Genomic DNA, 11619 nt, shown 5'->3' on the forward strand with positions numbered 1-11619 from the left:
GCACAGTGGCGGATACGCCGCACCGCCGAGTCGCGGTGGCACTACCTCCCTCCCTGCCACGTTCGGGACCGTGCCCGCTAACCGACGACCTGGAGGACCCCCGAAGTGACAACCCGCTTTCCACGCCGGTCCACTGCCGCGCTGTGCGCCGCTGCCGCCGCCGTCCTGATGGCGGCGTCAGCCTGCAGCACCGACGAGGGCGACCTGGCCAACGAAGAGCCCACGGCCGCCGCGGCCGACGTGACGATCACACCCGAGGACGGCGGCTCCGAGGTCCGCACCGACTCCCCCATCGTGGTCGACGCCGACAAGGGCAAGATCACCGACGTGAAGGTCGAGCAGAAGCTCTCCGAGGACGAGACCGACGAGAGCATGACCGGCACCTACAACGACGGCAAGACCGAGTGGGTCAGCGACTGGACGATGCACCCCGGTAGCGACGTCACCGTCACCGCTGTCGCCGAGAACAGCGAGGGCGAGAGCACCGAGTTCATCAGCGAGTTCTCCACGGTGGAAGCGGTCGAGGGGCAGCGGCTGGAGATCAAGAGCATCAACGTCGAGCCCGGCAGCACCGTCGGCGTGGGGATGCCGGTCGTCGTCGACTTCGACATGCCGGTCAAGAACAAGGCCCAGGTCGAGGCCGCCATGGAGGTCCGCTCCGAGAAGCCCGCCGAGGGCGCCTGGAACTGGTTCGGCGACAAGCAGGCGGTCTTCCGCCCTGCCGAGTACTGGGAGCCGCACCAGAAGGTCACGGTGAACCTGAACCTCGCCGGCGTCTCGGCGTCCGAGGGCGTGCTGGGTGTCGAGAACCGCCGGCTCGAGTTCGAGGTCGGCCGCTCGCAGATCTCGTCGATCGACGAGGACTCGCACCAGATGGTCGTCGAGCGCGACGGCGAGAAGATCAAGGAGTTCCCGGTCAGCCTGGGTATGGCCACCCAGCAGAAGTACACCACCACCTCCGGCACCCACCTGACCATGGCCTTCCACACCGACTACCGGATGAGCAACGACACGCTCGGCGTCTCCAAGGACGACCCCTCCTACTACGAGGAGTACGTCGCCTACGCCGTCCGCATCTCCAACTCCGGCGAGTTCTTGCACACGGCCGACTGGAACTACCAGCTGGGCGAGGCCAACACCAGCCACGGCTGCATCAACATGAGTGTCCCGGACTCCCGGTGGTTCTACGAGGAGAGCCTGCGCGGCGACCCGGTCGACGTCACCGGCACCGACCGCGAGCTTGAGGTCAACAACGGCTGGGGCTACTGGCAGCGCTCCGCCGACGAGTGGGTCTCGCAGAGCGCTACGGGCGAGGCCGACGACACCTCCGAGGCCGGCACGCCCGGTTCGCCGCACCACGAGGCGTAACGCGGCGAGCGTGCCCGCCCCCGGCGCCCGGGCACGCCGCCCGCCGGGGGCGGGCACGGCTCCCCGGCAGGACGACTCCATACCGCGCCACGCCACCGGCGGGCCGTCGACTCCGACGGCCCGCCGGTTTTCGTATGGCGGGGCGCCGAGCCGACCGGCGGCGGGCGGCCGCCCGACCCGGCGGGAGTGCCGCCCGAGGCAGCGGGCGGGGCCCGGAGGCACCGTCGGATGTCGGCGGTGCCTGCTGCAACGAAACCCGCGGCCGTGCGCGCGGCCGGCAGGGGCGGGCCGCCCGGCGCGTGCCCTGCTTCCGGAACCGGAGCCGTTCGCTCCGGTGCCCGGACCCGACCCGGGCAGCCGCGCGGGCTGTCCCGCGCGGCTGCTCGGCTCGGGGGCGCCGCTGCGCCCAGGGAGGGACGGCGGATCGCAACGCCCTGCGGGCGGCCGGACAGCGGGGGCGGCGCGGCAGGGCGCCGCAGCGACGTGGGAAGAAGGAAACGAGGGGCCGTGCGCGCGGCGGCCCGGAGAGCGCGGGCCGCGTCCCGCTGCCCCTGTCTCGCGGACGCCCGCGCCCCGGACGGTTCACGAGCCGGGGGGCGGAATTAGCCGAACGGGTGCGGGCGGCACAACGTGAAAAGGCCCCGGGCGACGGTGCCTGGCCGGGAATCCGCCCTGGGAACCCCCACAGTTCCCAGGGCGGTGCGTCCGGCCGGCAACCCGTCACCCGGGGCCGGCGTGCACCGCGGCCCCGACGGAATCGGCCGCGGTGCACGGTCAGGTGGACCAGTGCGGAGCGCTCGGTCGAAGCGCCCGGTGGTTACAGCGCCGGCGTGCCGACGCCCTCGACGACGTCCACGACACCGGTCGCGCCGGCGCCGCCGGCCGCGGCCTCGGTCACGTCGCCCGCGGCCTCGCTGATGTCGACCTGCTCGGCCACCTCGCCGACCGAGGGGGCTTCCTCGGTGACGGTGTCAGCGGCGTCCTGCACCTGGCCGGTGGCGGGAACGGTGGACTCGACGGCCTCCGTGTCGACCCCCTCCACGGAGACCGGGGTCTCGGGCAGCTGGTCCTCGACGCTCTCGGTGGAGGGCTCGGGCAGCTCGCCGGCGAGGGTGTCCACCTCGTCGGTGGTGTTGGGCAGGACCGTGCCGGCGGTCTGCTCGACGGCCGAGCCGACGGCCTCACCCGCGATCTCGGCGGGCTGGCCCTGGACGGAGGTCGGGGCGGGCAGCTCGTTGCTCAGCGGCAGGGTTTCGGTCGTGGCGCCGGGCACCACGGAGAAGGCGTCCTCGCCGAGCAGGCCGGTCAGGTCGCCGGTGGGCAGCATCCCCAGCGGGTCGCCCTGCTGGGGCGCGACGTCGTAGGCGGGCAGCGTCGTGGCGGTGCCGTCGACCGCACCGGCCTGGTGCTGCACCTCGTTGCTCAGCGGCAGAGAACCCGCCGCACCACCCAGCAGGCCGTTGACCGCACCGGTCGGCAGCAGGCCCGCGGGGTTGCCCACGCCGGGGACGACGCCGTTGGCGGCCTGGTGGACCTTGCCGTTCGCACCGCCCAGCACGCCGTTCACCGCACCGTTGGGGACGACGTTCGCGGGGTTGCCCACGCCGGGGACCATGCCGTTGGCGGCCTGGTGGACCTTGCCGTTCGCACCGCCCAGCACGCCGTTCACCGCACCTGTGGGCACGGTGTCCGCGGCGTCGCCCACGGCGGGCACGTCCGGAACGCCCGCGTCCGCCGGCAGCGTCGACGCGGCACCCTCAACCGCACCCGCCTGGTGCTGCACCTCGTTGCTCAGCGGCAGAGAACCCGCCGCACCACCCAGCGCGCCGTTGACCGCATCGGCCGGCAGCAGGCCCGCAGGGTTGCCCACAGCAGGCACACCCGCAACGCCCGCGTCCGCCGGCAGCGTCGACGCGGCACCCTCAACCGCACCCGCCTGGTGCTGCACCTCGTTGCTCAGCGGCAGAGAACCCGCCGCACCACCCAGCGGCACGGTGCTGGTGACGCCGCCCAGCAGGCCATCGACCGCTCCGGTCGGCAGGACACCCGCGGGGTTGCCCACGCCCGGCACGCTCGGAACGCCCGCGGAGTGGTGGACCGTGCCGTGGCTCAGGCCCACGGTGTTGCGGGCGCGGGCGATCGTGTTGTGGACGGAGTCGAGCTGGGCCTGCGCCTGCGGGGCGACGTGCGAGACGTCGCCCGCAGGGGTGCCCAGGTTGGGGGTGCTCGGGACGGGCTGCACCGTGCGCAGGTCGGCCTCCTGCACCTTGGAGACGAGCGATTCCGCGCCGCCGCCCAGGCCGGCGGGCAGGCCCGCGGTGGCCGGGGTCGCCTGCGGCAGGGAGTCAGTTGCGCTCAGCGCGCCGAGGTCGTCGGCTCCGGCGGAACCCGCGCCGAGAGCGGCGACACCTGCGGCACTGGCCGCCACGAGAACGGCCTTGGCGGACTGGCGAGCGAACTGGAACATGGAACGTCCTTCCGGATCGTTGAAATATCGGTTGCTTCGGGGATGGACGATGATGCGTCCGTAATTCCGCTTGGCTGCCCTGGCCGGGGGCATCCTCTGCGGTTCTGGGATGACTTCGGGGACTTCCCCGGCGCTCCGCGTCCGTGCGTGGCTTGCAGGGACGGTGGATGCCGGGATCAACCTGAGGATCTGGCGGACCTCGGGCTGACGTGAACCTCGTGGCGGAGGCGAGAAGGCTCGCTCTCGAACACGGGCACGGGGCTCACGTCAGCCCCCAGAGGGCAGATGCCGCTGGACCGGTAGCCGGGCGCCAGACAGGGTGTGCGGCAGCGCACCGCGTGATGCGGGGGCTATCGCCGCGTCCCGGGGCGGGAGGTCCTAGTCGGGGGAGAAGGTCGGCTGCTCGCCCAGGTCCCGCGGGACGTCGGCGAGCGCCTGGCGGGCGCGCTGGAGAGCGCCCGCGGCCGGGACGGCGGAGTCCGCGGCCGGAAGGTACCCGGCGCACATGCCGCCGCCGGGCTGGAAGGTGTTCGCACCGGAACCCACCGCGGCGGCCGGCTCGGGGCGGTCGACGCCGCCGTCATCCTGCGCGGAACCGTCGTCGTCGGAGGCGGCCGAGCCGCCGTGCACGGCGACGTCGGCGTAGTCGGCGACGGCTGCGGACCCCGGGTGGGCGCGGACGCTCCCCTGGTCGGCGGGCGCGGACGCGGTGCCGCGGTCCGCCGGTCGGGGACCGAAGTTGTCCGGAGCGCGGTCGGCGGCGGAGCCGGCGCCGGGTCCGGCGCTTTTGCCGAGCCCGAGACCGGGGATGACGCCGGCCTTGCCGAACCCGGCGGGGCGGAGGTCCGCCACGCCGAAGCCCGGAAGCCCGTGGGACGAGGCCGCGGCCTCGCTCGCCGCGGCCGCGGAGACCGCCGCGGCCGGGCCGGAGCCGCCGGAGGCGGCGACGGAGACGGGCACCGTGCGCCCGGCGTCGCGGCCGACCTCGCTGACGGCCGTCACGGCGCCGGTGAGCCGCCCGGTCGCGGAGCCGCCCTGGGCGGAGTCCGCGGAGCCGGACGTCGGGCCGCGGCGGTCGGCGCGGGCGTCGGAGTCGGAGGAGGCCTCGGAGCCGGATGCGCCGCCGGCGTCGGCGTCGGAGCCGACGGAGGCGGACACCGGCGTGTCCACGCCGTCCGCGACGACCTGGGCACCCGTGCCGTCCGCAGCGGCGCCTTCCCCGGAACCGCCGGCGCTGCCGCCGGAGTCGCCGGGCGCGGCGCGGCCGGAGCCGCCGTCCGCGGAGGAGCCGCCCGAAGCGGCCGGGTCGAGATCCTGCACGGCCTCCGCCGCCGGCCCTCCCTGCTGAGAAGCCTGCCCGGAGGCCGCCGAGCCGGTGAGTCCGCCGACGGGCGACTCGTCCGCCGCCGCGCACGCGGCACCGGCGAACCAGGCACCCGAAAGCAGCCCGGCGACGACCAGCCACCGGCGCGCCGACGGCCACATCCCCGAGGTACCCCGCGCTGTGCGCACCCCCGCGGCGACGCGTGCTCCGCGTCGCGAGCGGTCTGTGCGCGGCATGGGGGTTCCCCTTCGGTAGCTGTCGTCGGCTCACGGAACGTGGGACGCGGAAAGCGTAGTCGCTGTCCCGCGAATTCGGCCACGGTGATTCGAACCGGCCGGTGGCCCGGAACGTGGGCTCGGCCTCAACTGAACGCGACCGTAGCATGATCACTACGGGAAGCAACCGTCGAATCGAGGAATTTTCTCGGCCGTCACCCGCCGCCGTTCCCGGATCTGTACCTATAACCGTTTCGTCCCCGGCCGCTCCGGCGGGCGCGGGAGCGGCTTCGCGCAGGGCCCGTGACCAGCGGGCCGACCGCACGCGGTGCGGAGACGCGGACGGCCGCCGCCCGTGCGGGTCCCGGGCCGCGGTTTCCGACCGTTCGCGAATGATTCTTCGCGGCGCGTGCCGTATCCTGCCGATTACCGGGCGTCCGGGCCTCCGGCACGCCGGGGACTCCGACCGAGCGACGCCCGGGCGCGGTGACGGGAACAGGGCCCCCTCAGCCCGCCGTTCCCCGCGCCGTCCGCGTGTTGTCCCCCGGTCCCCGTCTCCTGTCGCTTCTGTTTGCCGATTGCCTCCTCAGCCGCCTCCCGCCGACGGGTTCCTCCTCGGGAATCCGCCGTTTCCGGCAACGACGATCGCACTCCGCGATAACGTATGCACCCGGAGGTGTGCATCCGATGTCTGACATCCCGGAACGCTCGCTGCTTCCCAAGATGCGTCTGGACGAGCTCATCTCCGAACTCCACGTCCGGCTGGAATCGGCGCTGTCCACCCGCGACCGCGTCCACTCCCTGCTGGAAGCCGTCCTGTCCATCGGCAGCGACCTCGACCTCGCCACCGTGCTGCGCCGGCTGACCGAGGCCGCCGCCACCCTGGTCGACGCCCGCTACGCGGGGCTGGGCGTGCTGGACGAGGACGGCAACTTCGCCGAGTTCATCCCCGTCGGCCTGAGCACCGACCAGACCGACGGCATGCACGTCTTCCCCCTGGGGCTGGGCATCCTCTCGGTACCCACCCGCGACCGCTCCGCCCTGCGGCTGCGCGACCTCACCGACCACCCCGAGTACCACGGCATGCCCGAGGGCCACCCGAAGATGCGGTCGTTCCTCGGCGTTCCCGTCCAGGTGCGCGAGGAGGTTTTCGGCAACCTCTATCTCACCGAGAAGCGCAACGGCGGCGAGTTCGACGAGGAGGACGAGGCCATCGTGACCGCGCTCGCCACCGCGGCCGGCGTGGCCATCGAGAACGCCCGGCTGTACGAGGAGACCCGGCTGCGCGAGCGCTGGCTGGCCTCCTCGACCGAGGTCACCACGCGGCTGCTCTCCGGTGCCGACAGCGACGAGGTGCTCGGCTACCTCGCCCAGCAGTCGCGCGAGATGTCCGACGCCGACGTCGCGATCGTGCTGCTGCCCGACTCCCGCGAGCGCGACCTCGTGGCCGAGATCGCCGACGGCCCGGTCGCCGAGCAGGTCATCGGCAGCCCGGTCACGATGGAGGACACCAAGTGCGGCTGGGTCTACCGCAACGGCGAGCCCGCCACCATCCAGGACCTGCGCCAGGCCAAGTGCCCCATGCTGACCCACCGCGGCTTCGGCCCCGGTCTGCTCGTGCCGATCGGCACCCCCGAGCACACGCGCGGCGTGCTGCTGCTGGGCAAGATGAGCGCCCGCTCCCCCTTCAACGAGGCCACGCAGCGGATGATCGACGCCTTCTCCGCCCAGGCGGCGGTGGCCCTGGAGTTGGCCGAGGCCCGCCGCGACGCCGAGCGGCTGGTGGTGCTGGAGGAGCGCGACCGCATCGCCAAGGACCTGCACGACGTGGTGATCCAGCGGCTGTTCGCCTCGGCGATGACCCTCATGAGCACGGTGCGGCTGATCGGAGACGCCGAGGCCGGCGACCGCGTCCAGCGCACCATCGACGACCTGGACGAGACCATCCGCGAGATCCGCTCGACCGTCTTCGCGCTGCAGCTGCCGTCCCAGCCGCAGCACACGTCGCTGCGCGACCGGATCCTGACCGCCGCCGAGGGCAGCGCGCGCTCGCTGGGCTGCCAGCCCGGCGTGCGGCTGGAGGGCTCGATCGACACGTCGGTGCCCGACGAGGTCGGCGAGCAGCTCCTGGCCGTACTGGGCGAGGCGCTCTCCAACGTCGCCCGGCACGCCGACGCCTCCGAGGTGCACGTGTCGGTGCAGGCCGACGAGCGGCTGACCCTGCAGGTCGACGACAACGGGCGCGGCATCCCCGAGAACGGCCGGCGCAGCGGGCTGCGCAACCTGGCCGAGCGGGCCCTGTCACTGGGCGGGGAGTTCACCGTCGATCCGGTCCCCGGAGGCGGGACCACGCTGCGCTGGAGCGTCCCGCTGCACAGCCGCCGACAGGGCGCCCGAGTGCCCGCCTGAGCCGCGCCGGCGCCCGGCTCAGCGGCGCTTGCTGCGCAGCTCCGCGACGAGGATCGCCGCCTGGGTGCGGCGCTTGAGGTCCAGCTTGGAGAGCAGGCTGGACACATAGTTCTTGACGGTCTTCTCCGCCAGGTACAGGCGCTCGCCGATCTGCCGGTTGGTCATCCCCTCGCCGATCAGGTCGAGGATCTGGCGCTCCTGCGGGCTGAGCTCGGCCAGCGGGTCGGGCTCGGGCGGCCCCTCGCGCAGCCGGTCCAGCATGCGCCCGGCGCTGGCCGGGTCCAGCAGCGACCCGCCGGCGGCGACAGTGCGCACCGCGCCGACGAGGTCGGCGCCGTGGATCTGCTTGAGGACGTAGCCGGCGGCGCCGGCCATCACCGCGTCGTAGAGCGCGTCGTCGTCGGCGAAGGACGTCAGCATCAGGCAGGCGATGCCGGGGTGGTCGGAGCGGACCTCGCGGCAGACGCTGACACCCGAGCCGCCGGGCAGCCGCACGTCCAGGATCGCGACGTCGGGTGCGGCGAGGGGGATGCGGGCGAGCGCCTGTTCGGCGGTGCCCGCCTCGCCGACGACCTCCATGTCGGGCTCGCTCTCCAGCATGGCGGCTACTCCGCGCCGGACCACCTCGTGGTCGTCGACCAGGAAGACGCGGATGGAGTCGGAACCGGATTCTGCGCCCCGCGCACCTGCGGTCGTCATCGACGCCTCGTTTCGCTCGTGATACCTGCCCGTGTACGACGGTAGCCGCCGACCGGGGAACAGGCACTGCCGAAAGCCACGAAAGGTGCGGGACGAAAGTCCCGGTGCGCAGGCGGGCGCACCGGGCGCGTCCGGCGGGCGCGGGGTACCGCGCGTGCGGCGCCTCCGGTGCGCCGGACGCGCGGTGCTCCGGTGCTCCCGAGCGCTCCGGCCCTTCAGGGGCGCAGGTGCGCCCAGGGCCGCGCGGTCTCGAACGCGCGGCAGGCCGCCATGACCAGCGGGTCGGCATGGCGCGGGCCCACCACCTGCAGGCCCACCGGCAGGCCGGCCCCGGTGAAGCCGCACGGCACGCTCGCGGCCGGCTGCTGGGTCATGTTGAACGGATAGCTGAACCCCGCCCAGGAGGTCCAGCGGCGCTCGCCCGAGCCGGGCGGCGCCTCCAGGCCCGCCTCGAAGGCGGCGATGGGCATGGCCGGGGTCAGCAGCAGGTCGTACTCCCGGTGGAAGCGCCCCATCGCCTCGCCCATGGACATGCGCGTGGCCATGGCGGTCAGGTAGTCCTGCGCGGAGTAGGTCAGCCCCTCCTCGACGATCTCGCGCAGCCCGGGGTCGAGCCGCTCGCGCTGGGCGTCGCCGAGGGCCTCGGTGGCCTTGGCGGCGCCGGTGTACCAGAGGATCTGGAAGTGCTCCAGCGACTCCGGGACCGGGGGGTCGGCCTGCTCGACGACCGCGCCCAGCTCCTCGAAGGCCGCGGCCGCCCGGGCGACGATGCGCGCGACCTCCGGGTCGACCGACAGGTGGCCCAGTGCCGGGCTGTAGGCGATGCGCAGCCCGCGCATCGGGGTCTCCAGCGACTCGGCGAAGGAGTACGCGGGCGAGGCCAGCCGGGCCCAGTCGCGGTAGTCGGGCCGGGTGATGACGTCGAGCATGAGCGCCGCGTCGGCGACCGTGCGTGTCATCGGTCCGGAGTGGGCCAGACTGCCGAAGGCGCTGGCCGGGTAGTGCGGGACCAGGCCCCAGGTCGGCTTGATCGCGAAGACGCCGGAGAAGCTGGCGGGGATGCGCACCGACCCGCCGCCGTCGGTGCCCGTCGCCAGCGGGCCCATGCCCGCGGCGACGGCGGCCGCGGCGCCGCCGCTGGAGCCGCCGGGGGTCTTGTCGAGGTCCCACGGGTTGCGGGTGACGCCGTACAGCGGGCTGTCGGTGACGCCCTTCCAGGCGATCTCAGGGGTGGTGGTCTTGCCGACGAACACCGCGCCTTCCTCGCGCAGCCGCGCCACCACCGGGGAGTCCTGCTCCCAGGTCTGGTCCGGGTCGGTGTTGAGCGAGCCGCGCAGGGTGGGCCAGCCGCGGGTCAGCATGATGTCCTTGATCGACGTCGGCACGCCGTCGAGGCGGCCGAGCGGCTCGCCGCGGCGCCAGCGCTCCTCGGACCCGCGCGCGGCCTCGCGGGCGCCGTCGGCGTCGACCAGGCAGAAGGCGTTCAGCGCGGGGTTGCCGCGGTCGATGGCCTCCAGCACGGCGTCCGTGGCCTCCACCGGCGACAGCTCGCCGCGGGCGTAGGCCCCGAGCAGCTCGGTGGCCGGCATCCAGGCGGGCGAGTCGGCCTGCGCGGAGGCGGCGTCCGCCCCGTCCCGCGGCGCCTCGGCGTCGCCCTGGTCCAGCCCCTCGAACTTGGTACTCAATCTCAGTCCTTCCTGACGTCGGCACGTGGTGGGCGGAGCGCGGACCCGGGGGTCCAGGGCGGTGTCAGGGACCGGAGACGTACCCGCGCGACTTGTCAACGACGTTGCGCAGCGGATTCCCGTCGAGGTAGCGGTCCAGGTTGTCGGTGAAGAGGTCGACCAGCTCGTCCAGCCAGCCCACGACGTCGCCGGACATGTGCGGCGACACGAGGGCGCCGGGGGCGTCCCACAGCGGGGAGTCCGCGGGCAGCGGCTCGGTGCGTGCGACGTCGAGCGCGGCCCCGGCGATCGAGCCCGCGTGCAGGGCGCGCACGAGCGCGTCCTCGTCGACCAGCGGGCCGCGGCCGACGTTGATCAGCCGGGCGCCGGGCCGCATGCGGGCGAGGAAGGCGGCGTCGGCGAGGTCGCGGGTGGCGTCGGTGAGGGGCGCGGCCAGTACGACGTAGTCGGCGCGGGGCAGCGCCTCGGCCAGGCCGGGGGCCGCGGTGTCCTGGGAGGCTTCGACGACGGTGCCGAAGTCGGGGTCCTCGGGCCGCGCGGCGCGGCCGGCGCCCTCGACGGTCATGCCGACGGCGCGCAGCCGGCGGGCGATGGCGCGGCCGATGGGCCCGGTGCCGATCACCAGCGCGTGCTTGCCGCCGACGCGCTCGGTCTCGCGGTGGCGCCACTCGCGGCGGCTCTGGTGGCCGAGCGTGGCGGGCAGGTCCTTGGCGAAGGCGATCACCAGGCCCAGGACGTACTCGGCCATCGGCTCGTCGAAGACGCCGCGGGAGTTGGTCACGACCACGTCGCTGCCGACGAGGCCGTCGAACATCAGGTTGTCGACCCCGGCGGTGGCGGCGTGCACCCAGCGCAGGCTGTCGGCCTTGGGCCAGGCCGCTTCCAGCGCCTCGGAGAACAGGTCCCAGACGAACAGGGCGTCGGCGCCGGGCAGGACCTCGCCGAGGCGGTCGGCGGTGGCGTAGCGCACGGACGCGAGCCCGGGGTGGTCGTCGAGGCGCGCGCTGCCGGGGGGAAGCTCGCCGCCGTGCAGGACGGCGAGGCGGGTCTGCGGCTGTGTTGCGGGTGTCACTGCGGGCGGCTCCGGGTTCAACAGACGTGGTCGGCCAAGCGGTTTCGCTGCTCTGCCTACCCGCGATCACCGCCGTCCAATGGTCGGGTACCGCGAATGCGGTTGAAACGCTAGGCAGAGCCCGTAGGATTGTCAACAATATGCGGGAAGTCGCGAAACGGCGGTGAGCAGGGCCGATCGGCGCGCGCGCTGCGCACCGCTCAGTCGGAGGCCAAGCGGTCTTAGGAAGACAAAACAGGCAGTCAACTCCTTGGCTCACAGAACGACATGGCTACGATCCGACTTCCGCCGCCCCCGCTGTCGCACGGGGGTGGAGCGGTCGGCGCGGCACCGCGAACGCAGCGGCGACGTAACACGCCAACCCGCCCGAACGTTGCCCT

The 11619-nt window shown here is 73.8% G+C and carries 7 protein-coding genes; 2 read left to right on the forward strand and 5 right to left on the reverse strand.

Annotated elements, in window-relative coordinates:
- Positions 1 to 105 precede the first annotated feature (105 nt).
- Positions 106 to 1368, forward strand: coding sequence for a L,D-transpeptidase (locus ABEA15_RS07455; protein WP_425579368.1), 1263 nt, complete (start codon positions 106 to 108; stop codon positions 1366 to 1368).
- Between the two features lie 817 nt (positions 1369 to 2185).
- Here ABEA15_RS07455 and ABEA15_RS07460 read toward each other — a convergent pair.
- Both ABEA15_RS07460 and ABEA15_RS07465 read right to left on the reverse strand, forming a co-directional pair.
- Positions 2186 to 3835, reverse strand: coding sequence for a hypothetical protein (locus tag ABEA15_RS07460; protein WP_345556007.1), 1650 nt, complete (start codon positions 3833 to 3835; stop codon positions 2186 to 2188).
- Between the two features lie 378 nt (positions 3836 to 4213).
- Positions 4214 to 5395 (reverse strand): hypothetical protein, encoded by a 1182-nt coding sequence (locus ABEA15_RS07465; protein WP_345556008.1) that lies wholly within the window; start codon positions 5393 to 5395, stop codon positions 4214 to 4216.
- Between the two features lie 666 nt (positions 5396 to 6061).
- On the opposite strand from ABEA15_RS07465, the gene ABEA15_RS07470 reads away from it, so the two are divergent.
- On the forward strand, positions 6062 to 7783 hold the full coding sequence (locus ABEA15_RS07470; RefSeq protein ID WP_345556009.1) for a sensor histidine kinase: 1722 nt from the start codon (positions 6062 to 6064) through the stop codon (positions 7781 to 7783).
- A gap of 18 nt (positions 7784 to 7801) precedes the next feature.
- On the opposite strand, the gene ABEA15_RS07475 is transcribed toward ABEA15_RS07470, so the two are convergent.
- From ABEA15_RS07475 to ABEA15_RS07485, 3 genes are all read right to left on the reverse strand, one after another.
- The gene (locus ABEA15_RS07475; protein WP_344141286.1) at positions 7802 to 8482 is read right to left on the reverse strand and encodes a response regulator transcription factor; all 681 of its coding nucleotides are present in this window, start codon (positions 8480 to 8482) and stop codon (positions 7802 to 7804) included.
- A gap of 215 nt (positions 8483 to 8697) precedes the next feature.
- The gene (locus tag ABEA15_RS07480) at positions 8698 to 10167 is read right to left on the reverse strand and encodes an amidase (RefSeq protein WP_344141287.1); all 1470 of its coding nucleotides are present in this window, start codon (positions 10165 to 10167) and stop codon (positions 8698 to 8700) included.
- Between the two features lie 64 nt (positions 10168 to 10231).
- Entirely contained in the window at positions 10232 to 11239 is a 1008-nt protein-coding gene (locus ABEA15_RS07485) for a D-2-hydroxyacid dehydrogenase (RefSeq protein WP_345556010.1), read from the reverse strand.
- Between the last annotated feature and the right edge of the window lie 380 nt (positions 11240 to 11619).

The sequence above is a fragment of the Streptomonospora halophila genome (genome assembly GCF_039542725.1).
Classification (GTDB): domain Bacteria; phylum Actinomycetota; class Actinomycetes; order Streptosporangiales; family Streptosporangiaceae; genus Streptomonospora; species Streptomonospora halophila.

Coding starts and splice junctions, on each gene's coding strand:
- ABEA15_RS07460 (WP_345556007.1), bottom strand. CDS start 3,835: ATGTTCCAGTTCGCTCGCCAGTCCGCCAAGGCCGTTCTCGTGGCGGCC.
- ABEA15_RS07465 (WP_345556008.1), bottom strand. CDS start 5,395: ATGCCGCGCACAGACCGCTCGCGACGCGGAGCACGCGTCGCCGCGGGG.
- ABEA15_RS07470 (WP_345556009.1), top strand. CDS start 6,062: ATGTCTGACATCCCGGAACGCTCGCTGCTTCCCAAGATGCGTCTGGAC.
- ABEA15_RS07475 (WP_344141286.1), bottom strand. CDS start 8,482: ATGACGACCGCAGGTGCGCGGGGCGCAGAATCCGGTTCCGACTCCATC.